At 63.1% G+C, this 23,647-nt stretch carries 20 protein-coding genes; 16 read left to right on the forward strand and 4 right to left on the reverse strand.

The window, feature by feature from the left end; genetic code table 11:
- Window positions 1-169: 169 nt before the first annotated feature.
- From NKH99_RS27750 to NKH99_RS27775, 6 genes are all read left to right on the forward strand, one after another.
- A complete protein-coding gene (locus tag NKH99_RS27750; RefSeq protein WP_352898662.1) occupies window positions 170-1,504 on the forward strand; it encodes a DUF3422 family protein in 1,335 nt (444 codons plus the stop codon).
- Window positions 1,505-1,640: 136 nt separating this feature from the next.
- Window positions 1,641-3,137, forward strand: a complete 1,497-nt coding sequence (locus tag NKH99_RS27755) for an FAD-linked oxidase C-terminal domain-containing protein (protein WP_353016803.1) — start codon at window positions 1,641-1,643, stop codon at window positions 3,135-3,137.
- A gap of 224 nt (window positions 3,138-3,361) precedes the next feature.
- A complete protein-coding gene (locus NKH99_RS27760; RefSeq protein ID WP_353016805.1) occupies window positions 3,362-4,618 on the forward strand; it encodes an FAD-binding protein in 1,257 nt (418 codons plus the stop codon).
- Window positions 4,615-4,998: a DUF4870 family protein gene (locus NKH99_RS27765; protein ID WP_352614815.1), complete on the forward strand. Its 384-nt coding sequence runs from the start codon at window positions 4,615-4,617 to the stop codon at window positions 4,996-4,998. The genes NKH99_RS27760 and NKH99_RS27765 overlap by 4 nt, the downstream gene beginning before the upstream one ends.
- A 68-nt stretch (window positions 4,999-5,066) precedes the next feature.
- Entirely contained in the window at window positions 5,067-6,368 is a 1,302-nt protein-coding gene (gene glcF, locus NKH99_RS27770; protein ID WP_353016808.1) for a glycolate oxidase subunit GlcF, read from the forward strand.
- Window positions 6,369-6,399: 31 nt separating this feature from the next.
- Entirely contained in the window at window positions 6,400-7,194 is a 795-nt protein-coding gene (locus NKH99_RS27775) for a hypothetical protein (RefSeq protein ID WP_353016810.1), read from the forward strand.
- 221 nt (window positions 7,195-7,415) lie between these two features.
- Here the strand turns inward: NKH99_RS27775 and NKH99_RS27780 are convergent, their stop codons facing one another.
- Both NKH99_RS27780 and NKH99_RS27785 read right to left on the reverse strand, forming a co-directional pair.
- Window positions 7,416-8,336 carry a bifunctional 5,10-methylenetetrahydrofolate dehydrogenase/5,10-methenyltetrahydrofolate cyclohydrolase gene (locus NKH99_RS27780; protein ID WP_353016812.1) on the reverse strand — a complete coding sequence of 307 codons (921 nt, stop codon included), beginning with the start codon at window positions 8,334-8,336 and terminating at the stop codon, window positions 7,416-7,418.
- Window positions 8,337-8,597: 261 nt separating this feature from the next.
- Window positions 8,598-9,332, reverse strand: coding sequence for a L,D-transpeptidase (locus tag NKH99_RS27785; protein ID WP_353016814.1), 735 nt, complete (start codon window positions 9,330-9,332; stop codon window positions 8,598-8,600).
- A 222-nt stretch (window positions 9,333-9,554) separates the two neighbouring features.
- Between NKH99_RS27785 and NKH99_RS27790 the strand changes: the two genes are divergently transcribed.
- Window positions 9,555-10,190: a DNA-3-methyladenine glycosylase I gene (locus tag NKH99_RS27790; RefSeq protein ID WP_353016817.1), complete on the forward strand. Its 636-nt coding sequence runs from the start codon at window positions 9,555-9,557 to the stop codon at window positions 10,188-10,190.
- 4 nt (window positions 10,191-10,194) lie between these two features.
- Here the strand turns inward: NKH99_RS27790 and NKH99_RS27795 are convergent, their stop codons facing one another.
- Window positions 10,195-10,446, reverse strand: a complete 252-nt coding sequence (locus NKH99_RS27795) for a hypothetical protein (protein ID WP_352472681.1) — start codon at window positions 10,444-10,446, stop codon at window positions 10,195-10,197.
- A 432-nt stretch (window positions 10,447-10,878) separates the two neighbouring features.
- Between NKH99_RS27795 and hisS the strand changes: the two genes are divergently transcribed.
- From hisS to NKH99_RS27835, 8 genes are all read left to right on the forward strand, one after another.
- The gene (gene hisS, locus NKH99_RS27800; protein ID WP_353016821.1) at window positions 10,879-12,441 is read left to right on the forward strand and encodes a histidine--tRNA ligase; all 1,563 of its coding nucleotides are present in this window, start codon (window positions 10,879-10,881) and stop codon (window positions 12,439-12,441) included.
- A 178-nt stretch (window positions 12,442-12,619) separates the two neighbouring features.
- Window positions 12,620-13,738, forward strand: coding sequence for an ATP phosphoribosyltransferase regulatory subunit (locus NKH99_RS27805; RefSeq protein ID WP_353016823.1), 1,119 nt, complete (start codon window positions 12,620-12,622; stop codon window positions 13,736-13,738).
- Window positions 13,735-14,436 (forward strand): ATP phosphoribosyltransferase, encoded by a 702-nt coding sequence (gene hisG, locus NKH99_RS27810; RefSeq protein WP_352981094.1) that lies wholly within the window; start codon window positions 13,735-13,737, stop codon window positions 14,434-14,436. The genes NKH99_RS27805 and hisG overlap by 4 nt, the downstream gene beginning before the upstream one ends.
- Window positions 14,437-14,846: 410 nt before the next feature.
- Window positions 14,847-16,613 carry an AMP-binding protein gene (locus NKH99_RS27815; protein WP_353016825.1) on the forward strand — a complete coding sequence of 589 codons (1,767 nt, stop codon included), beginning with the start codon at window positions 14,847-14,849 and terminating at the stop codon, window positions 16,611-16,613.
- A gap of 67 nt (window positions 16,614-16,680) precedes the next feature.
- Entirely contained in the window at window positions 16,681-16,902 is a 222-nt protein-coding gene (locus NKH99_RS27820; RefSeq protein ID WP_352450969.1) for a cysteine rich repeat-containing protein, read from the forward strand.
- A gap of 583 nt (window positions 16,903-17,485) precedes the next feature.
- Window positions 17,486-18,589 carry a calcium:cation antiporter gene (locus tag NKH99_RS27825; protein WP_353016827.1) on the forward strand — a complete coding sequence of 368 codons (1,104 nt, stop codon included), beginning with the start codon at window positions 17,486-17,488 and terminating at the stop codon, window positions 18,587-18,589.
- A gap of 654 nt (window positions 18,590-19,243) precedes the next feature.
- Complete coding sequence (locus NKH99_RS27830; RefSeq protein WP_353016829.1) at window positions 19,244-21,019, forward strand: retron Ec67 family RNA-directed DNA polymerase/endonuclease; 1,776 nt, start codon at window positions 19,244-19,246, stop codon at window positions 21,017-21,019.
- A 125-nt stretch (window positions 21,020-21,144) separates the two neighbouring features.
- The gene (locus NKH99_RS27835) at window positions 21,145-21,603 is read left to right on the forward strand and encodes a gamma-glutamylcyclotransferase family protein (protein WP_353016832.1); all 459 of its coding nucleotides are present in this window, start codon (window positions 21,145-21,147) and stop codon (window positions 21,601-21,603) included.
- 244 nt (window positions 21,604-21,847) lie between these two features.
- On the opposite strand, the gene NKH99_RS27840 is transcribed toward NKH99_RS27835, so the two are convergent.
- Entirely contained in the window at window positions 21,848-22,489 is a 642-nt protein-coding gene (locus tag NKH99_RS27840) for a peroxiredoxin-like family protein (RefSeq protein WP_353016837.1), read from the reverse strand.
- Between the two features lie 418 nt (window positions 22,490-22,907).
- On the opposite strand from NKH99_RS27840, the gene NKH99_RS27845 reads away from it, so the two are divergent.
- Window positions 22,908-23,510, forward strand: coding sequence for a cupin (locus tag NKH99_RS27845; protein WP_353016834.1), 603 nt, complete (start codon window positions 22,908-22,910; stop codon window positions 23,508-23,510).
- Window positions 23,511-23,647: the final 137 nt, after the last annotated feature.

The raw sequence follows: 23,647 nt of genomic DNA on the forward strand, positions 1-23,647 counted from the left end.
CCGGCGTCGCCAACTGGTCAAATTATTTATCCAATTCGCCGGGGGTCGGGTCCGTTTCACAGCCGCGGCGCCATATCATCTTCAGCTAAATTGGGCGTTTGCGTCCCCTGGCGATTGCCTCTAGAGGGACATCATTGCCAAGGGCTCACAGAAGCCCGGGGGACCAGCCGTGCCAGACGCCGACCCTTCCAACCTCGAATTCCAGCTGCGCGCCAAAGCCGTGGGCGGCACCGTCATGGGCTTTCCGGCGCATGACGGTCGGCCGGGCGCGCTCGGCGAGGTCCACGCCCGGCCGCAGCCGCTGGTCGAAAAGCCGCGCGTGCTGGTGCAGCTTTCCTTCATGACCGAAGCTGGATCCGGGATCGATCAGGCCGTGCTTTCCGAATTGTCGCGACGCCTCGGCATCGCCGCGCCCGACCCTCACGCCCGCCACCACGCGATGAAATGGGGCAAGGGCTCGCTGCGCTGGGAACGCCACACGGAATTCTCGACCTATCTCTGGGAAGGCCCGCTCGCCGAAAACGGCAGGGGGCAAGAAGACACACCCTTCGGCAACGGGTTTTCGCCGCCGGGCACGGTGATTTCCGGCATCAGGCTGGAGATCCGCAAATGGACGCCGGCGAACGAAAAACTGATCGCCGGCTTCGACCCGACCAGCCTGTGCTATTCGCTGGTCGAGCGCGGCAACGCGGCCATCGTCACCGATTTCCGTCAGGATGGCGACGGCTTGACCCGCATGCTGGTGCTCGACCGCGGCCTGACCCCGGCGCGCACCGGGGCACTGTCGCAGCGGCTGATCGACATCGAGACCTACCGCACGCTGGCCATGCTCGGGCTGCCGCTGGCCCTGACGCTGTCCGGTCGGGCCCGCCGCATCGAAGACAGGCTGGCCCAGACCACGTTGGAAATGAAGGTCGCCGAGACCCGCGACAGCCAGACGCTGCTTGCCGACTTGACCGAACTGGCCGCCGAGCTGGAGGCCGATGCCGCCTCCAGCCTCTACCGCTTCGGCGCCAGCCGCGCCTATGACGGCATCGTGCGCGAACGGCTGGAGGCGCTCGACGAAGAGGCGGTGCCCGGCTACGACACCTGGGGCGGTTTTCTGCAGCGCCGCGTGGCGCCGGCGATGCGTACCTGCCGTTCGGTCGAGGAGCGCCAGGCCAACCTGTCGACGAAGCTCACCCGTGCCACCACACTGCTGCGCACCTGGGTCGACGTCGAGGTCGAGAAGCAGAACCGCGATCTTTTGGCATCGATGAACAATCGCGCCCGCCTGCAATTGCGGCTGCAGCAGACGGTGGAGGGGCTCTCGGTCGCCGCGGTTTCCTACTATGTCGTCGGCCTCATCGGCTACGTCGCCAAGGGCGCCTCGATCTTCGGCCATGCCTTCGCGCCGGAAATGGTCACCGCCGCCTCGGTGCCGCTCGCCGTCGTGCTCGTCTGGTGGGGCGTGCGCCGCGTCCGCCGCATGCACTCCGAACCAGGCAAGCAGCCGGGCGAGTAATGTGGGGCGCAGCGGCAGATTGCCGCTGCGGAAGGCTGTCTCGGCCATAGGCCTCTCATCCCGGCCAACGCGGCATTTGCAAGCGACCACTGCCGCTGGTAAATGATTTTTACCAGTCGATCGAAGGAGGCTGTCGATGTCCGGCCTTGCCATGCCGAAACCAGACGACGCCACGATGCGCCGGCGCGACGAGATCGTCGCCGATATGCGCATCATGGTGCCGGGCGAGGGCGTCGTCGACGCCGCCAATGCCATGCGCGCCTTCGAGAGCGACGGGCTCACCGCCTACCGGCAATTGCCGCTCGTCGTTGTACTGCCGCAAACCGTGGCCCAGGTGTCGCGGGTGCTGAAATATTGCAGCGACCGCAACATCCGCGTCGTGCCGCGCGGCTCCGGCACCTCGCTCTCCGGCGGTGCGCTGCCGCTCGAAGACGCGGTGCTGCTGGTGATGAGCCGCTTCAACCGCATCCTCGAGATCGATTTTCAGAACCGCGTCGTCGTCGCCCAGCCCGGCGTCACCAATCTCGGCATCACCACCGCCGTCGAGCAGGAGGGCTTCTATTACGCCCCCGATCCATCCTCCCAGATCGCCTGCTCGATCGGCGGCAATGTCGCGGAAAATTCCGGCGGTGTGCACTGCCTGAAATACGGTCTCACCGCCAACAATGTGCTCGGCATCGAGATGGTGCTGATGAATGGCGAGGTGGTGCGCCTCGGCGGCAGCCATCTCGACGCGGAAGGCTACGACCTGCTCGGCGTCATGACCGGCTCCGAAGGACTGCTCGGCGTCGTAACCGAGGTCACCGTACGCATCCTGAAGAAGCCGGAGACGGCGCGTGCCCTGCTGATCGGTTTCCCGACCAGCGAGCAGGCCGGCCAATGCGTTGCCGACATCATCGGCGCCGGCATCATTCCGGGCGGCATGGAGATGATGGACCGTCCGGCCATCCACGCCGCCGAGGATTTCGTCCAGGCCGGCTATCCGCTCGATGTCGAGGCGCTGCTGATCGTCGAGCTGGACGGGCCGGGTGTCGAGGTCGATCACCTGATCGGCCTGGTCGAAGCCATTGCTTTTAGGAACGGCTCGACCACATGCCGCACGTCGCAGTCGGAACCGGAGCGGCTGAGCTTCTGGGCCGGCCGCAAGGCGGCGTTCCCGGCGGTCGGCCGCATCTCGCCCGACTACTACTGCATGGACGGCACCATCCCGCGCAAGGAACTGCCGCGCGTGCTCGCCGGCATGCGCGAACTGTCGCAGAAATACGGGCTCGGCGTCGCCAATGTCTTCCACGCCGGCGACGGCAATCTGCACCCGCTCATCCTCTATGACGCCAACGTGCCGGGCGAACTCGACAAGGCGGAGAGTTTCGGCGCTGACATATTGCGGCTCTGCGTCAAGGTCGGTGGCGTGCTGACCGGAGAGCACGGGGTCGGCATCGAGAAGCGCGACCTGATGCCGGAAATGTTCAACCAGATCGACCTCGACCAGCAGATGCGCGTCAAATGCGCCTTCGACCCCAACCATCTGCTCAACCCGGGCAAGGTGTTTCCGCAATTGAGGCGATGCGCCGAGCTCGGGCGGATGCACGTGCATCGCGGCCAAGTGGCGTTTCCGGACATTCCGAGGTTTTGAGTGCGTATGTTAGCACTTGAACACCCCCCTCTGTCCTGCCGGACATCTCCCCCTCAAGGGGGGAGATTAGCAGCTTCGGCGCCTCGCCCTCCTGTTAACGCTGGAGATTGGCGAAGCCCGACGCAGCATCCTATCTCCCCCCTTGAGGGGGAGATGTCCGGCAGGACAGAGGGGGGCGCGAAGGAACGCGACGTTCCCCCATTTGCAAATGCCGCGTCCGTCCCATGACCACCTTCACCCCATCAACCGCCGCGGAAACGCTCTCCACCGTCGCTTGGGCAGCCGCAGAGGAATCCCCGCTCGAAATCCTCGGCCACGGCTCCAAGCGCGGTATCGGCCGGCCGCAGCAGAGCGAGCATACGCTCGACCTTTCCAAACTCTCCGGCGTCATGCTTTACGAGCCGGCCGAACTGGTGCTGTCGGCAAAAGCCGGCACGCCGCTGGCCGAAATCGAAAGCCTGCTTGCCGAAAACGGCCAGCAACTTGCCTTCGAACCGATGGATTACGGCCCGCTGCTCGGCGGTGAGCCAGCGCGAGGCACGATCGGCGGCGCGCTCGCCGCGAACCTTTCCGGCCCGCGCCGGCTGAAGGTGGGTGCTGCGCGCGACCATATCCTCGGCATAGCGGCCGTTTCCGGGCGCGGCGAGGCCTTCAAGTCCGGCGGCCGCGTCGTCAAGAACGTCACCGGCTACGATCTGTCCAAGCTGATGGCCAACAGCTGGGGCACGCTGGCGGTGCTCACCGACGTCACCTTCAAGGTGCTGCCTGCTGCCGAGACCGAAGTCACGCTCGCCATCCGCGGCCTGCTCGACGATCACGCCGCCGCCGCCATGGCGCTGGCGCTGGGTTCCAGCGCCGAAGTGTCGAGTGCTGCCCATCTTCCCGAACGGGTCGCAGCTAGGGTCGCCGGCGGCAGTCTCGGCAGCGATGCCGCGACGCTGCTGCGCATCGAGGGCTTCGGCCCGTCGGTCGTTTACCGCATTGCCGCGCTGAAAGACCTGCTGAAAAACGCTGGGCCGCTGCAGGAGATTTCCGGTTCGGTCTCGTACTCGGTCTGGCGCGATGTCCGCGACTGCGCGCCGTTCGCCGATGGCAGCGAAAGGCCGGTGTGGCGCGTCTCGATGGCGCCGTCGCGGGGCCACCAGATGGTGCTGGCGCTGCGCATGCAGGCCCCGGTCGATGCCTTCTATGATTGGCAGGGCGGGCTGATCTGGCTGCGCATGCAGCAGGACGATCCCGAGGCAGGCCTGTTGCGCAGCCTGATCAGAAAACACGGCGGCGGCCATGCGACGCTGGTGCGCGCAACCCCTTCGCACCGCGCCGCCGTACCGGTGTTCGAACCGCAAGCGCCGCAACTGGCAGCACTGTCGGCGCGGCTGAAGGCCGAATTCGACCCGAAGAATATCCTCAATCCTGGCCGTATGGCGCCGGGCGCAAGCTCTGCTACTCTCGCGCCGGCAACCGAGGGAGGAGCACAATGAGCGATCCAGGCCAAAACGGTACGTCACGCCAGACCGACCGCTGGCTGGAGCCCGGCCCGACCAACGCGCTGGTCATCTACATCCTCTATCTCGCCGGCCTGGCCATCGGCGTCAGCGGCATTGTCGGCATCGTCCTGGCCTATATCAATCGCGGCAAGGCCGGCGGCTTCGTCGAGAGCCACTACACATTCCTGATCCGCACCTTCTGGATCGGCCTGCTCTATGCACTGATCTCGGCGCTGCTGATGATCGTGGTCATCGGTGTCGTGCTGATGGTTGCCGTTGCCGTCTGGTTCATCGCCCGCTGCATTCTCGGCCTGCAGGCGCTGCAGCGCGGCGAGGCGGTCAAGAACCCGGAAAGCTGGTTTCTGGGATTATGAGCATGATCCCCAAAACTGGGTACCGGTTTTGGGAAAAGATCATGCTCAAACGGTAGGGATTCGTTTACGTGCAGACCAATTTCTCAGCTGCCCAGCTTGCCGATCCGCATGTCGCGGAATCGGAAAAGATCCTGCGCAAATGTGTGCATTGCGGCTTCTGCACCGCCACCTGCCCGACCTATGTGACGCTCGGCAACGAACTGGATTCGCCACGCGGGCGGATCTACCTGATCAAGGACATGCTGGAGAACGGTCGCCCCGCCGACAAGCAGATCGTCACTCATATCGACCGCTGCCTGTCCTGCCTCGCCTGCATGACTACCTGCCCGTCGGGCGTCAACTACATGCATCTGGTCGACCACGCCCGCGTCCATATCGAGGAGACCTACAAGCGTCCGCTGGCCGATCGCCTGACACGCGCCATGCTGGCCTTCGTGCTGCCCTACCCCTCGCGTTTCCGCGCGGCGCTCAAGCTGGCGAAGCTCGGCCAGCCATTCGCCGGCCTGTTTGAGAAAATCCAGGCATTGAAGCCTTTGGGCGCGATGTTGAAGCTGGCCCCGGCGTCGGTCCCGGCAGTCTCGCCGATGGCCTCGCCGGGCGTCCATGCCGGGCAGGGCGCGAAGAAAAATGGCCGCGTCGCCATCCTCACCGGCTGCGCGCAATCCGTGCTCGATCCCGGCATCAACGACACGACGATTTCGCTGCTGACCCGGCTTGGCGTTGAGGTCGTGGTGGCCGCGGGCGAGGGCTGCTGCGGCGCGCTGGTGCATCATATGGGGCGCGAAGACGCTGCCTTGGCGTCGGCCCGACGGAACGTCGACGCCTGGACGCGCGCCATCGAGCAGGGCGGACTCGACGCCATCGTCATCACCGCATCCGGGTGCGGCACCACCATCAAGGATTACGGCTTCATGCTGCGCCTCGATCCGGCCTATGCCGACAAGGCTGCGCGGGTCTCGGCGTTGGCCAGGGACATCACCGAATATCTGGCAAGCCTCGACCTGCCCGAGCCGGTCCGCAAGCCGGGCACCATCATCGCCTATCACTCAGCCTGCTCAATGCAGCACGGCCAGAAGATCACCCGCCAGCCGAAGGAGCTTCTGGTCCGTGCCGGTTTCGTCGTGCGCGAGCCGCGCGAAGGGCATTTGTGCTGCGGTTCGGCCGGCACCTACAACATCCTGCAGCCCGGGATTTCGGCAACGCTGCGCGACCGCAAAGTCAGGAATATCGAGGCGACCGGTGCTGAAATCGTCGCCACCGGCAATATCGGCTGCATCACCCAGATCGCTTCTGCCGCCAAGCTGCCGGTGGTGCATACGATAAAGCTGCTCGACTGGGCCTATGGCGGCGAGCCGCCAAAATTGGTTTGATTGCTGCGCACCCGCCGATGAGACTGCCGAGATGCCCAACCCAAAGTCCGAAGAGATTGGAACCGTCGTTCGGCTGCTGTCGGACAGATCGCCGGCGACGTTCCAGGCCAGCTATGGCGAATGCCAGACAATCATCGCTCGTCATCTCAAGGATGGGTCCGAATTCCTGTTTGCGCTCATAAAGGCAGCGGTAGAAGCCGACGTCCAGCAAGACAATCTGATTATCGACGCCGTTTCGTTTCTCGACGACGCGCATTTGGCTCGTTTGGCATTTTTCCTGCAAGAGGAAGTGAAACGCGGAATAGACGTGGAGGATCTGCTGGCTCACGTCGCCTTGCAGGTGCCGGAATTGTTTCCAGACGGTACCTTGGGCGACATTCCCGATTTCGCAGACTGGCTGACGCATGATGATCCTCGTTCGCCGCCGGCATGTCATCATTTCAGCTTTGAGGAAGGCGCTCCGAGCGACATGTCTTTTCCGACGCATCGCAATCATCCTACCTGGCATCTGCCGGCGACTGGCAGGCCACTTACGGTCGGCGGCGAAGGATCGGCAGTGTGCCCGACCTGTCGAGAGCGACTGATACATCTGATTACGCTGGACGATCTTGGGAATGAGCTGACGATGCCTCTTCCCAGACTCCGTATCGAGACCTGTGCGAATTCTCTCGAACCGACCTATTATTCCCCGACGCTGCCGGTGTGCCGACGCCGATCGCGCCTCTGCATTCGCCCTACATTGAGAGGCCTGCAAAAGCCGCCGAGAAAAGAACTGTTCGGTTGGCACCGACCCCTAAACGGTGGCTCAGGCAGTCGTACGGGATAAGCAATTCAAGGCAAAACCTGTTTCGGCTTGGTGGGCTGCCGTCATGGATTCAGGGACCGCAGTTTCCAGTCATTCCCGGAACGGACCGGAAAATGAAATTTCTTCTTCAGTTCGATTCACTCGCCGGTTTCTTCTGGGGCAGCGGCGGCGTGCTCTACGTCTTCTGGGATGACGAGTCCCGGATCACCTGCCATGTGCCGCAATACACGTGACGAAGGCGCCTACTCCGCCGCCAGCCGGTCTGCCGTGCCGTAGGTTGCCTGATAGCGGGCACGCTGCCGGCTGAGGGCCACCATCGTGTTGCGCAGCAGGATCGCCACCGTGATCGGGCCGACGCCGCCCGGCACCGGCGTGATCCACGACGCGACATGCCTGACGCTCTCGGCATCGACGTCGCCGACGATGCGGCTCTCGCCGTCCGGCCCGATTTCCGAATTGATGCCGATATCGATGACGGCGGCGCCGGGCTTGACCATGTCGGCCTTGATCAGCCGCGGTTTGCCGACCGCGACGAACAGTGCGTCGGCGCGGCGTGCGTGTGCCGCCACCGAACGCGTCATGTGGTGACAGACGGTCACCGTCGCGCCTTCGCTCATCAAGAGGAACGCGATCGGCTTGCCGACGATCTCGGAATGGCCGACGACCACCACCTCGAGCCCCTTGAGGTCGAGGCCGGTTTCCCTGAGCAGTTCGACCGAAGCGGCGGCGGTGCAGGGCGCCAGGTCGAGCTGGTTGTAGACGATGTTGCCGATCGAGGCCGGATGCATGCCCTCGACATCTTTGAGCGGATGCACCGCCGCCTGCAGCGTCTTGATCGGAATGTGCACCGGCACCGGCCGCTGGATGATGATGCCGGTGACGCGCGGGTCGGCGTTAAGCCCGTGGATTGCCGCTTCCAGCTCGCCGGCGGTGATGTCGGCGCGAAAGCGCCTTTCCTCGAAGCCGATGCCGGCCACCCCGGCCTTGGCGCGCTGGTTGCGGACATAGACATCGACGGCGGCGGTATCGCCGACGGTGACCGACACCAGCTTGGGCGGAAAGCCTTCGGCGGTGGCGATCGCCGCGTCCTCGCGCACGCCGGCGATGATGCGTTGGGCTACCGGGCCGCCTCTGAGATAGCGGCTGTCATCGGAAAGGGACATCGGGATGGGGCCTTTATCTGGATTTTAGCCGCCACATAGCAAAGCAACCGCGAAAAGGCAGCGCGAAAAGCGAACCGCCATGCCGGTCGCGCGACGTGCCGGCAAAATCTTCCCGTCAATTCCTGCTGGCGGAAACAAAAAGGGCAGCACGGCTTGCCGCGCTGCCCTTTCGTGACTGGCCGCATCCCCACACGGCCCGTCCCCCGTTATTCAATGCTCCCGAGGCTTCTGAGCAGAATCATCGATGAGGTCAACCGCAGATTACATCACTACAACCGTCGTGCCAACATTGACCCGCTCGTAAAGGTCGACCACGTCCTCGTTGCGCATGCGGATGCAGCCCGACGACACCGCGCCGCCGATCGTCCAGGGCTGATTGGTGCCGTGGATACGGTACTCGGTCGAGCCGAGATAGAGCGCGCGTGCGCCGAGCGGGTTTTCCATGCCGCCAGCGAGATAGGTCGGCAGATAACGGCCCTTGGCGGCTTCGCGGGCGATCATCACCGCCGGCGGCCGCCAATCCGGCCAGACGCGCTTGTTGGTGATCTTGTGGGTGCCGGACCATTCGAAGCCCGGCTTGCCGGTGCCGACGCCATAACGCCGCGCCTTACCGTTCTTCCCGACCAGATAGAGGAAATTCTCTCGCGTATCGATGACGATCGTGCCCGGCTTCTGCGGGCCGTCATAGGCGACTTCCTGCGGCAGATAGATCGGGTCGATCTGCGGCCGCATCGCCATGCGCTTGGCCGGCGCCTGCACCGCTGCGGTGCGCAGCTGATCGGGTTCGGCCAGCCGCCGGTAGCGCCGTTGCGGCTGCGCCTCTTGCCGGCTCTGCCGCACGGTGCCCGGGGCATGGCCGAGCTGCAGCACCCAGGGCGCCGAAAGATCTGGGCTGACCACCACCGGCGGCCTCTCCGCATAGCGGTCGTTGGCATTGGCGGCGCCGGCCGCAAGCACGGCCGCGGCGCCGAACAGTGGGAACAAGAATGTCTTCATCGCAACGCACCTTGATCGTCGAACATGCCGGGGTGCAAAGCCTCCCCGATTTCGCCGACATTGGGCGCGAAGCGGCAACCGAAACATGAATCGGAATGCGTAAAATGCCGATCTGTCAGTAAAGCTTTTGGTGTGGTTACCGCCCGGTTCAGGAATCTGGTAAAGCCGCGGTAAAGGCCGCGTCAAAACGCGTTAACGCCAAGACACGAACGGAATTCCGCCATGGATGAAAAGACAGGTCTGCTTGCCGGTCCCGACGGCATCGCCCGCTGCTTCTGGCACGGCAACCTGCCGGATTATCTGCACTACCACGACCACGAATGGGGCCGGCCGGTCGCCGACGACCGCCGCCTGTTCGAGAAGATCTGCCTCGAAGGTTTTCAGTCGGGCCTGTCCTGGCTGACCATATTGCGCAAGCGCGACAATTTCCGCGAGGCGTTTGCCGGCTTCGATGTCGACAAGATCGCCGCCTTCACCGACGCCGATGTCGAGCGCCTGCTCGGCAATGCCGGCATCATCCGCCATCGCGGCAAGATCATCTCGACCATCAATAACGCCAAGCGCGCCCGCGAACTCATCGACGAGGCCGGCTCGCTGGCCGCCTGGTTCTGGAAGTTCGAGCCCGGCCCGCACGAGCGGCCCGATATCGTCGACCTCGCGCATTTGCGCGCCAATCCGATGACGGCCGTCTCGGTCCGCATTTCGAAAGAGCTGAAGAAGCGCGGCTGGAGCTTTGTCGGCCCGACCACCGTCTACGCCTTCATGCAGGCGATGGGGCTGGTCAACGACCATCTCGAGGGCTGCGTCTGCCGCGAGCCGGTCGAGGCGGAACGGAAAGCGTTCAAGCGGCCGAAATAGCGGCTCAGGCGCCGCCGGCGCCGGCTAGGAAAAACCCGGCAAGGATGGCCGCCAGCGCGGCGAACACCGGATAGATCACCAGCAGTCCGGTCATCAGCACGTCGCGCATGGTCGGTCCGCTGCGCTGTTGCGCCGCGACCTCGAACGGTCCGGCGATTTGCTTGGTATTCGGGGCATAACCATCGGCCGGCCGCAGCCGGACCGAGGCGTCGCGTGCGCGGCTATCGATGATGTCGAACTTCTGTAGCGTGGCCATGGCCCCGAACCCCTTGTTTCGGCGCGCTTATCGGCCCGGATTGTGTCGGCACGATGCCGCGCGCATGGCACAATTGTTTCATTTGTGACGCGGTTTGTTTCGGTCGCCCTGCCTGATGGCTTTGCGCTGCCCCTCATTGCCCTGCCGGGCATTTCTCCCCGTATAGGGACGGGGAGAAAGGACGCCTCCGCCGGTGGTTTCGCCAATCACAGCGTTGCACAAGTAGCGCCGAGGCTGCGACAAGTCCCCTTCTCCCCGTCACTATACGGGGAGAAGGTGCCGGCAGGCGGATGAGGGGCGGCGCGACATTTGCGAACCAACTGGTCCCGCGACATCGCGGAAAAGCCGCAAACCCTTGCCTTCTCCGGGCTGCATCGGTAGGACACGCCGACCCGAAATAAGTCACCGATTACTTAGCAAAGTACCCATCCCATGGCCGACAAATCCGAAAAGATGAAAGCGCGGCTGCCGCGCGGCTTTGTCGACCGCGGCGCCGACGATCTGCGCACCGTCGAGAAGATGATGGCGACGATCCGCTCGGTCTTTGAGCTCTACGGTTTCGAGCCGGTCGACCAGCCGCTGATCGAATACACCGATGCGCTCGGCAAATTCCTGCCCGACCAGGACCGGCCGAACGAGGGCGTGTTCTCGTTCCAGGACGAGGACGATCAATGGCTGTCGCTGCGCTACGACCTGACCGCGCCGATGGCGCGCTTCGTTGCCGAGAATTTTGAGCGCCTGCCGAAACCCTATCGCAGCTATCGCTCCGGCTGGGTGTTCCGCAACGAGAAGCCCGGTCCCGGCCGCTTCCGCCAGTTCATGCAGTTCGACGCCGACACGGTCGGCACGCCGGGCGTTGCCGCCGATGCCGAGATGGCGATGATGATGGCCGACGTGATGGAGGCGCTCGGCATCAAGCGCGGCGACTACGTCGTCCGCGTCAACAATCGCAAGGTGCTCGATGGCGTGCTCGAGGCGATCGGCCTCGGCGGCGACGAGAACGCTGGCCGCCGGCTGCAGGTGCTGCGGGCGATCGACAAGCTGGACAAGCTGGGCGTCGAGGGCGTGCGCCTGCTTTTGGGCGCCGGGCGCAAGGACGAGAGCGGTGATTTTACCAAGGGCGCCGGGCTGGGTAACGCGCAAATCGATGTTGTGATCAGCTATTTCACGGTCATGGCGCAGCATGATCCCGAACAGATTGTCCAGACACTGGGATCTATCACCCCAGGGCTCAGCAATCTTGTCGAGGAAAGAAAACTCGAACATCTCGGCATCACGAACGCCTCGTTTGTCGAGGGTCTTGCAGAGCTGGAGCAGATAAGAACCATGGTCGCACAAAGCGGCTACGGTGAGGATCGTATCCGCATCGACCCATCCGTCGTCCGTGGCCTCGAATATTACACGGGCCCGGTCTACGAGGCCGAGCTGCTGGCCGAGATCCCCAACGAGGACGGCCAGATCGTGCGCTTCGGCTCGGTTGGCGGCGGCGGACGTTATGACGGCCTCGTCTCGCGCTTTCGTGGCGAGCCGGTGCCGGCGACCGGTTTTTCGATCGGCGTCTCGCGCCTGATGACGGCGCTGAAGAACCTCGGCAAGCTCGATACTTCCGATGTCATCGCGCCGGTCGTCGTGCTGACCATGGACAAGGATACGGAAAGCCTCGGCCGCTACCAGAAGATGGTGGCCGAGCTGCGCGCCGCCGGCATCCGCTCGGAAATGTATCTCGGCGGCGCCGGCATGAAGGCGCAGCTGAAATATGCCGACCGCCGCGGCAGCCCGGTCGCCATCATCCAGGGCGGCGACGAGCGCGCCAAGGGCGAGGTGCAGATCAAGGACCTGATCGAAGGCGCGAAAATGTCGGCCGAGATCGCCGACAACGCCGAATGGCGCGCCGCGCGACCGGCGCAGGTGACCGTGGCGGAAGGCGATCTGGTCGCCGAGGTGAAGAAGATACTGGCGGCGCAGGCGGCCGACCGAGCGAAGGGTGGCGCGTGAGCACCCCCCTCTGGCCTGCCGGCCATCTCCCCCTCAGGGGGGGAGATTGGATATCGCGCCTGCTTTCGCCAATCTCAAGCGTTGGAGAAAAGACGCCGAGGCCGAAGCTGCCGATCTCCCCCCTTGAGGGGGAGATGGCCGGCAGGCCAGAGGGGGGTGCCTCGCGCTCCACATTCCCATGACCTCGCGCCCCGCCATCGCATCCGACATCACCAAGCTCTTCGCCGCGCGCGACACCCATGCGGTCGAGGTCGCTGTGCTGCAGCCGGCCGACCCGTTCCTCGACATGGCCGGCGAGGATTTGCGGCGCCGCATCTTTCTCACCGAGAGCGAGACCGGACAGACGCTTTGCCTGCGGCCAGAATTCACCATTCCGGTCTGCCTCGACCACATCGCCAGCCAGGCCGGCACGCCGCGCCGCTATTCCTATCTCGGCGAGGTGTTTCGCCAGCGCCGCGAGGGCGGCAACGAGTTCTTCCAGGCCGGCATCGAGGACCTCGGCGACCGCGACACGGCCGCCGCCGACGCCCGTTCGCTGGCCGATGCGCATGCGCTGCTGTCGCTGGTGCTGCCCGGCCGGGAGCTGGCGGTGACGCTCGGCGACCAGACCATTTTCGAGGCGGTGCTGGCCGCCCTTGGCCTGCCGCGCGGCTGGCGCATGCGGCTGGCGCGGGCCTTCGGCTCGGCGCCGATGCTGGAGGCCGCCCTTGCCGATCTGGCCAATCCGCCGCGCAACAGCCAGCTCGCCGGCGTGGTCGCCGCCCTTGTCCTCGACGGCGATCTTGACGGTCTTTCGGCGCATGTCGCCGGCGGCATGGAAGAGGCTGGCCTGTCGGCAACGGCCGGGCGTTCGCCGTCCGAGATTGCGCGGCGCCTGATCGAGAAAGCCGAACTGCGCAGCGTGCGGCTGTCGAACGAGGCGTTTGCGGCGCTGAAGAGCTTTTTGGCCATCGACGTGCCGCTCGACAGCGCCGCCGGAGCGCTCCAACGTTTTGCAGCCGATGCCGGGCTTTCGCTGGGCGCAGCGCTGGAGAATTTCGCAGCCCGCGCCGCGGCCATAGAAAGCCTCGGCCTGCCGATGTCTGAAATCAGCTACGACGCCGCCTTCGGCCGGCCGCTCGATTACTACACCGGCATCGTCTTCGAGATCGCGGCGCAAGGCGGCGACCGGCCGCTCGCCGGTGGTGGCCGCTACGACCGGCTGCTGACGCTGCTCGGCGCCAAAACGCCGATCCCCGGCGTCGGTTTTTCCGTCTGGCTCGACCGCATCGAGGCGCTGCGGGAGACGGCGCCATGATCACGCTGGCGATCCCGTCGAAAGGCCGGCTCAAGGAGCAGGCGCTGGGGGTGCTGGCCAAGGCCGGGCTTGCCGTCAGCCTGCCCGGCGACGAGCGCAAATATCGCGCCCGCATCGACGGCCTTGACGGCGTCGAGATAGCGTTCCTGTCTGCCTCGGAGATATCAGGCGAAATCGGCCAGGGGTCGGTCGATCTCGGCATCACCGGCGAGGACCTTTTGCGCGAAAACCTCGCCGATTGCGAGGCGCGCACCGAAATCATCGCCCGCCTCGGTTTCGGCAATGCCGATGTCGTCGTCGCCGTGCCCGACATCTGGCTCGATGTCGACACCATGGCCGACCTCGACGACGTCGCCGCCGATTTCCGCCAGCGCCATGGCCGCCGGCTTAGGATCGCCACCAAATACTGGCGCCTGACCCAGCAGTTCTTTTCGCAAAAGCACGGCATCCAGGTCTATCGCATCGTCGAAAGCCTGGGCGCGACCGAGGGTGCGCCGGCGGCCGGATTGGCCGATATCGTCGTCGACATCACCACCTCAGGTGCGACGCTGCGCGCCAACCATCTCAAGGTGCTGGCCGACGGCCTCATCCTGCGCTCGCAGGCCTGCCTCGTGGCGTCGAGGAAGATGCGTTCGGCGACGGACGAGGCCGTGTTGCGCGATATTGCGGGCAGGATGGCATCGGTGAACGCAGGCTGACGACCAGCCGATCTCCCCCCTTGAGGGGGAGATGTCGCCGAAGGCGACAGAGGGGGGTCGGTAGGTCTTGACGCGACTCTCCTAACGGACAGAACAGGCAGGTGCTCCACGCGAGACGACCCCCTCTGGCCTGCCGGCCATCTCCCCCTCAAGGAGGGAGATTGGCAGCTTGGCCGCTGGCACCGACCTGACGCGATTTTCTTGACGTACAGCAATTTTGTTCTTGCTTTGTGCCGGCAGCTATGCTACTAATCTCGCTGTGGTGCCAATTGGCCCCGAAGACCCGCCCGCCGAGGCGGGTTTTTTATTTTCGGCCTTTACAGGCGAGTTCCCACCCAGCCCCACCATGGACGGGATTTCCACCACCCCGCCGGGCTGATAGGCTCGGCTGGTCTGCGGAGGACACGGCGATGCCGATCAATCTCGACGAGTTGAAGAATGCCACCAGCCTGCGCTCCAAGCGCGATGGCGGTTCGTTCATTGCGCCGGTCGACGGCACGGCGCATGTCTCGGGCGAGCGCAGCGTGCCGCTGCTCAACCTGACCATCCCGGCGCTGTTTGCCGATACGGTCGGCAAATACGGCACGCTCGATGCCGCCGTCTTCGTCGAGCAGGACAAGCGCTTTACCTGGGAAGAGCTATCCGAGACTGTCGATGCGCTCGCCGCCGGCTTCCTGGCGCTCGGCCTCGAGAAAGGCGATCGCGTCGGCATCTGGTCGCCGAACCGCTGGGAATGGCTGGTGACGCAATTCGCCACCGCCCGCATCGGCCTGATCCTGGTCAACATCAACCCGGCCTATCGGTTGGTCGAGCTGGAATATGCCTTGAACAAGGTCGGTTGCAAGGCGCTGGTCACCGCCGCCACATTCAAGAGCTCCGACTATCTCGGCATGATCGCGGCGCTGGCGCCGGAGATCGCCAACGCTGCGCCGGGCAAGCTCGACGCCAACAAGCTGCCGGCGCTGAAGACCGTCATCCGCATGGACGAGGAGAATTCTGCGGGCATGTTCAATTTCGCCGACGTGCTGGCGATGGCCGGCCGCGACGAGCATGACAAGCTCGACCGGATTTCAGCGGGGCTGAAACCGGACGACGCCATCAACATCCAGTTCACCAGCGGCACGACAGGCGCGCCCAAGGGCGCGACGCTGACCCACAACAACATCGTCAACAACGGCAATTTCGTCACCGCGGCGATCCGGCTCACCGTCGACGACCTGCTGTGCATCCCGGTGCCGCTCTACCATTGCTTCGGCATGTCGATGGGCACGATGGGCTGCGTCACCAAGGGCGCGACCATGGTTTTCCCCAGCGAGGGGTTCGATGCCGGCGCCACGCTGAGGGCGGTGGCAACGGAACGCTGCACCGCGCTCTACGGCGTGCCGACCATGTTCGTCGGCGTGCTCGACCATCCGGATTTCGCCTCCTTCGATCTCACCAGCCTGCGCACCGGCATCATGGCCGGCTCGCCATGCCCGATCGAGGTGATGAAGAAGGTGGTGTCGCTGATGCATATGGTTGAGGTGACCATCGCCTACGGCATGACCGAGACCAGCCCGGTGTCGTTCCAGAGCAGCGTCGACGATCCCCTGGAAAAGCGCGTCTCGACCGTTGGCCGCGTCCATCCGCATGTCGAGGTCAAGGCCATCGACGCCGAAGGTGCCACCGTCGCGGTCGGCGCGCCGGGCGAGCTCTGCACGCGCGGTTATTCCGTGATGAAGGGCTATTGGGACGATGAGCAGAAGACCCGCGAAGCCATCGACGCCGACGGCTGGATGCACACCGGCGACCTCGCCACTATCGATGCCGAGGGCTATTGCAACATCGTCGGCCGGGTCAAGGACATGGTCATCCGCGGCGGCGAGAACGTCTATCCACGCGAGGTCGAGGAGTTTCTCTATCGCCACCCCAAGGTCAAGGAGGTGCAGGTGTTCGGCATTCCCGACCCGAAATACGGCGAGGAGCTGTGCGCCTGGATCGTGCTGAAGCCCGGCCAGATCACCACGGAGCAGGAGATCAAGGCCTTCTGCGCCGGCCAGATCGCCCATTTCAAGATCCCGCGCTACATCCGCTTCCGCACCGAATTGCCGATGACGGTGACCGGCAAGCCGCAGAAATTCCTGATGCGCCAGGCGATGGTCGACGAGCTGGGATTGGTGACGCAGAAGACGGCGTGAAAAGGCTTCCGTTTGTGCCTACGCGTGACGGAGGCGTTGTTTGGGCAACATATTTGAGGGGTGTTCCATGCGGATTGGGTTAGGCGTGCTTTTCCTGGCAACTCAGCTGGCAGCCACCGCAGTGCTGGCGCAGACGGCGGCCGAGCGTGAGGCCTGCCAAGCAGATTACCAGAGATTGTGCAAGGGCGTGTTGCCGGGCGGTGGCCGCGTCGTAAAATGCCTGGCCGGTCACATGAGCGAGCTGACGCCCGAATGCAAGAAGGTCGTCAAGGCCAACACGCCCGGCTAGCGCGCGAGCTTCCTGCGGGTGACATGATGTTTCGAGGTGTGCGGGGGCAGGAGGCAGCGCAATCGCTGCGGATTCTTGCGAAGAGGACCCCCACCCCTAACCCCTCCCCACAAGGGGGAGGGGGACTTTCGGTGGCGCCGACCTCGGCAAATTGCCTGCCGTTCGGCGCCAAAGGGAAAGCAAGGGCGCGCGGCAGCGTTCCCTCCCCCCTGTGGCAGGGCTATTGCAGATGGAAAGCCGAGGCTTTCGCTCTACGACGTACCCCCACCCCTAACCCCTCCCCACAAGGGGGAGGGGACTTTCGGTGGCGCCGACCTCGGCAAATTGCCTGCCTTTCGGCGCCAAAGGGAAAGCAAGGGCGCGCGGCAGCGTTCCCTCCCCCTTGTGGGGAGGGTTAGGGTGGGGGTCCTCTTCGCAAGAATGCGTACGCGATTGCGCTGCCCTTGTGGGGAGGGGCTAGGGCTGGGGTACGCTGCGATGGCGTCATGACCTGTCATATGCGATTTCTCTGGATGGTCGCGGTGCGCAACAGTGGTTGCAAATCGCCCTTCCACGGGATTTGCGGGAAGGCAAGAAGGTGACAATGAGTGGTTTCGCAAGATCGGCGATTTCCTACGGCATGCCGTTGGCCGCTCTGGCGATGGCTGTCGCGGTCAGGGCCAGCGGGGTGTCGGTCGACGAAGGGTCGCTGGGCACCAGGATATTTATCGGCGCGCTGTCGAGCGCGATCATGTTCACCACCATTTTCGTGGTGCTCGACCACGCCGAGGCGGTGGCCCGGCGGGTGGGCGAGCCGTACGGCACGTTGGTGCTGACCATCGCCGTGACGGCAATCGAAGTGTCGATCATCGTTTCCATCATGCTGCACGGCGCGAACAACCCGACGCTTGCCCGCGAATCCGTGTTCTCGACGGTGATGATCACCTCCACCGGTGTCGTCGGCATGTGCCTGACGTTTGGCGGCTGGCGCCATCGCAAGCAGGCAATCGTCCGTCAAGGGACCAGCGCCTATCTGGCGGTGCTGGTCGCGCTGAGCGTCATGACGCTCATTCTGCCGACCTACACGCGAACCACCGATCCCGGCACGTTCTCGGCGGCGCAACTCGGCTTCGTCAGCGTCCTTTCGGTGCTGCTCTATGCCGGTTTTCTGTTCGCGCAGACTGTCCGCCACCGCGACGATTTCATCGACGGGCAAGCACATGGCGCCGCAGCGCGAACCGACGCTCACGAAGGCGTCGCCGCCGGAGCTCTGCTCCTGCTGATCGGGCTGATCGGCATCGTCATGCTCGCCGAACAGGTCGCGGCAAGCGTCGAGGATGCGCTCGTCGCCTATCAGGTGCCGCAGGCCGACGCCATTGTCGGCGCAATGATCGCCGCGCTGGTCTTGATGCCGGAGGCCATCTCGGCGGTTCGCGCCGCACTCAGCAACGAGCTGCAACGCGGCCTGAACGTCGCCATGGGCTCGGCCTGCGCGACGATCGGCCTGACAATACCCGGCATAGCCGCCGCCAGCCTGCTGACCGGAAGAGGCCTGACCCTGGGCCTGCCGGCGACCGACATGGTGCTTTTGGTCCTGGCGCTTTTCATCTGCAATGTGAGCTTCAGCACGGAGAGAACGACGTTCCTGACCGGCCTGGTGCATCTGGTGGTGTTTTTTACCTGGGTGTTTTTGATATTTGTGCCGTGAGGGTGTGGGGGGAGGTGGTGGTCAGAGACGGACCGGTTGGGAAACCGCTATGATTGGGTTGTCGAACGAGCGGTCATCCGTTTCCGTATCGAGCTGCGAAGTAGGCAAGCCGCGGAAGTTCCCGATGAGGCGATGGTCGAGAGTTGGTGACGGCAAAGACGGCGTGAGGGGTGGGCGCCAATTTGTCTCCTTTGCGCCATGGGCGGACGCTTAGCATCAAGGCCTTGAACGTCTCGATAGGGACGAGAGCGGACCAGCGGGTTTCAGGTTTCAAATCGCAAAGAACGAAACATCCGGATCCTTGGAGGATCGTCGTGACCATTGCCGGCCCGTTTCCAATACGCTGAGCGGTCTCACATACATTTAATCTCTCCGAACGGCCCAGCAACGCTTGTGCTTTGTGATACGCCACAACCCGCCTCCGGGGCTGCCGTCAAGTTTCCGCGATGATCCCTTGTGGACTAGACCTTTCCTCCCTTGCGTCGCCACTGCCGTTCTGTTTTCTGGCGACTGGCTTGCGGATAGATTTTTCTGTGGGGGTTCTCCACAGGTGAAAGCAATACGGCCTCAACGCTACCTGCAGAGAGCCGACGAGAGCATTACGATTGGGCGACAATACGCTGGATCGCATAGGAGTATCCGCAAGCCACCTCCATGACAGTCGTATCTCTCAAATTGGAGCAGTACAGGAAGGCGGAGGACATCACCGACCTTGCCAAGATTCTCGACTTGAAGCCGGCGCACATTTCGTATGCGCTCTATAAGCTAGACCAGGCTCCTGCGCCGTCAAAGTACGCAGAATACACGGTCCCCAAGAAGTGTGGGGGTGTCCGCACCATCAAGGCACCCCATCCCGCGCTGAAGGCGATTCAGAAGGACCTCGCCAAGGATTTGCTGGAAATCGAGCAGGTGCTGGAAAAAACACGGGTGAAGAAGCCCGACTGCATCCTGGCGCACGGCTTCAAAAAGAAGCTCTCTATCATGACCAATGGGGAGAACCACCGGAAGCGGCGCTATGTTTTCAACGTCGACCTGAAGGACTTTTTCCCAACCATAAACTTCGGGCGAGTTCGGGGCTTCTTCATGAAGCACAAGGATTTTGAACTGAAACCCGCTGTCGCGGCCGTCCTTGCGCAGATCGCCTGCCATGACAACCAGTTACCTCAGGGTAGCCCCTGCTCGCCGGTTATCTCCAACCTGATTGCCAGCGTTCTCGATATCCGCCTCAACGAACTGGCCCATCAGTACAACTGCACCTACACTCGGTATGCGGACGACATCACGTTCTCCACCAGCGAGAAGAATTTTCCCGCGGCAATCGGACAGCGCGACATCGGGAGCATCAACCTTTGGGAAGCTGGACCAAAGCTCCTGAAGGCAATTGCGCGGGCCGGATTCGAGCTAAACCCAGCCAAAACCCGCATGCAACTCGACTATTCACGACAGGAAGTGACCGGCGTCGTTGTCAACCAGAAGGTGAACATTCCGGCTGACTACTACGCAACTGTCGCCGCCATGTGCCACTACCTCTTCATGGACGGTGAGTGCTTCACAAAAGTTGCAGGCGTAAAGCAGCCATTCCCTCGCAAGAAGCTGAGGGGACGCCTCGCCTACATCTACCAGGTCCGTGGAAAGGGGCCGAAGGTCAGAATTACGCCTGAAGATACCGAAGAGAAGCCCAAGACTCCGAAACCGTGGGCCAGCACAAAACTATTCGAAAAGTTCGCGGATTATGCCGACCTCTACGGTATCGAGCGTCCCGTACTCCTATGCGAGGGGGTTACGGATAACATTTACATCAAGTCCGCGATTCAGGCGCTCGCGCTAAAGTATCCTTCCCTCACGAACGCGGCCGGAGATTTGAAGATCAAGCTCTTCAAGTACACCAAAACGTCGGCGGCGCTGCAGCAATTGAGCGGCGGGGCCGGTGAGCTTGGGAAGCTAGCGTTCACGTATGCAGGCCGCATAAAGAAATTCAAAAGCGGCGCAAAGCACCCCCTGATCCTGATAGGGGATTCCGATAGCGGATCACAAAAGCTTTTCGACGCGGTTGAGAAAAAGACCGGTAGGAAGGTGGATGGCTCGCAAGCTTGGTATTATCTCGGCTCGAACCTATACGTGGTACCCATACCGAAGGTGGGCAACAAGGACACTCCTATCGAGCAGCTGTTTGATCAAGCGCTTCTCGATACCCCTTATGACGGCAAGAAATTCGACAAGACTAATGCTGAAAAGGACGGAAGCAAATTTTACGGGAAGAAAGTATTCGCCACCAAGGTGGTCGCGGCGAACAAGGGGACCGTAAATTTTGGTGGATTTGAGCCATTGCTGACAGCTATCGCGGAGGTCATTGAGTTTCATAAGACCAAAGTTGCGCCGCCTGCTAGCTCAGTTTCAGCTATTGCATCGGTTGCGGCAGCCGGAGCATAGTCAAATCCAAGAAGCGTATAGTCGGACAAGTCTGACAACCGCATTCGATACGAATGGAGGAAATCAGGCTCGGCGCCGCCTGAGCAATCGCTTCCTTTTGAACGCCTTGTTGCCCAGGTGATCTAATGGCCCTTGTATTTGGATACGGCTCAAACATGGACGATGCGCAGATGGATACTCGCTGTCCCAACCGTGTGAAGGTTGGCACTGCGGTACTTCGTGGCCACCGGCTTATATTCCCGCGTCTGTCGAACCGTCGGGAATGCGGCGTGTCCTCTATCGAACCAGCGCACGGCCACGACGTTTGGGGAGTAGTCCATCGGCTTAGTGCCGGCGACCTCGAAGCCTTGGACCGGAGCGAAGGCTATCGCGCCGACCGCTCAGCTGACAGGAACGGCTACAATCGCGTTCCGGTCATCGTTGAACTTGGAGGGGTGCCTACAGCCGTAGAAACATATGTGGCGGTGGCCACCCACAACCCCCCTCCGCCGAACGCCATCTATCTAGCCCATATCCGTGACGGGGCGCGGCAGCATGGCCTGCCAGAGGACTATCAGAGATTTCTGGCTGGGTTGGTGTTCTAAACGGCGTCTATGAGTTATCACTTCTCGACAGCAACGCTCGTATGTAGCGTAAGTTCACGGGGTCGTGTTGACTTCAGCGATGTCCGCTTCTGGAGGGCGGCAGTGGCCAGTGGAATGACCGAGACGCGGCGCGAAGCGGTCATCCACGATCCTCAGGTTCTGACCCAGGACGGCCGTTCCCCGGTAGTGAGCGGGAAGGGCGCGGTCGTCGAGCGAGTTGTCAGCCGCCTATTTCCGCAGCCCATCAATGTGCAACTTGGGAAGCCGCTGACATCAATTCCTCCGGATTGGGCGCCTTGAAGGTATTGAGGCCATCCTCCAGAACTTCAGTGAAGTTCCAGCGTACGATGCCCGCCCGGTCGATTAGGAACTGACCGACAAGCTGCCCCTGGCCGGAAGCCATCGCCTGCTGGTCGGCTCCCGTAATCTCATATCCTTCCTTCTTGTTAAGAAACTCGTACATTGCCATGACGTCCATAGGCTCGGGCAACTCGCCCGGCAGATCGATACGGATCGCCATGACCGTGTCCATCCCGACCTCGCGCAAGCCGAAAGCACGGTGCGAGGCCCGCTCCGGGTCGGATGCGGCGAGAAGATCGGGTGCCGGGTGGTAACGGAAATAGAGCCGCGCCCGCTCTACCGGTGTATTGACCACCGCCAGGCATTCGACGCCTTTCTCACGCAGGGCCGGCTTAAGTTGCGCCATCGCCGCGACATGGCGCCGGCAGAACGGACAGTGCAGGCCTCGGAACAAACCGATCAACAACGGGCTACGGCCTCGAAAATCATCGAGCGCGATCTTGCCTTCGCGGGAGATCGCATCGAGAATAATATTCGGCGCCCGGTCGCCCGGCTGCAGCGGGCGTTCGACGTTAGTCGTGGACATGGACAACCTCCTCGCCCCGGATAAGCACACCCAGCCATCCGGAGTTGAGTCCATGCTGGGCGACGCCAGGGCAAAAATTGCGTTCGACCTTTGCCATATTGCCGAGGTCGAGATTACGCGCGTTGCAAGTGCATCATAACACGAAAAAAGCCTCTGCGGGTCGCCCGTTTCGCGAGCTGTCGCGAGCGCTGTGGCAAAACAGTGTAGCGTCTCATCCGTGCCATGGGACGACACAGCGGCGGGACCGATTGGATCTTCACGTGCTTGCGGTGTTCAAGTCTTGAAACTTGGGCGGCTTCGATGTGCCCGGACGTCAAATGCCGACCGTACAGATCGCGGAACTCTGCCCTCAGCGGAACCGACCCGCCATGCAGCCAGTTAACCCGCATGAAACTTCCGACCAGCGCAAGGCCACGTCATGAGCATTTTGCAAACCACGAAGAAAGCCGTCGAGCAGGTCACCGGCGTCGCCAGGCCGGGCCGGCGAGAGGTCGCCGACCTCCTGACGCCGCGCAAACCGAATGAATTTCGCTTCAGCGATGATGGCCTGGTGCCCAACCATCCGTTCTGGCCGCTTGTCGTCTATCGTGGCGCTGTGAAGTTGCCCGAAGACTTCGATCCGGCGGCTGTCATCGAGGCGCTTTTCGAGGCAAATGGCTGGGGCGATAGCTGGCGCAATGGCATCTACGACTACGTCCACTACCATTCGCGTATACACGAGGTGCTGGGCGTTGCGCGCGGCACGGCCAAGGTCCGCTTTGGCGGCAGCAAGGGACGAACGCTGCCGCTGAAGGCCGGCGACGTCGCGGTTCTTCCGGCCGGCACCGGGCACCAGCGTCTTTCCGCATCCGACGATTTTCTGGTTGTCGGCGCCTATCCTCCATCCGGCACCTATGACCTGTGTACGACCGCCGCCGACCATGCCAAGGCAGTCGTCACGATCCCCAGGGTCGGCCGTCCGCACAAGGACCCTGTCTATGGAAGCAACGGCCCGTTGCTCGCAGCCTGGAAAAAGGGTTGAACTCGCCCGCCCGCAGGCCCGCTGCGTCTCTTCCGGCGATCCGATCGCCTGTCGCGAGCGGCTCAGGTGCTCTTCAGGGTGCCGTTCATTCCTTCCGGATAGAAGCCGCCCTTGCTCACGCCGTCCTTATCGGTGAG

The sequence above is a fragment of the Mesorhizobium sp. M0854 genome (assembly GCF_040319815.1).
Taxonomy (GTDB): Bacteria; Pseudomonadota; Alphaproteobacteria; order Rhizobiales; family Rhizobiaceae; genus Mesorhizobium.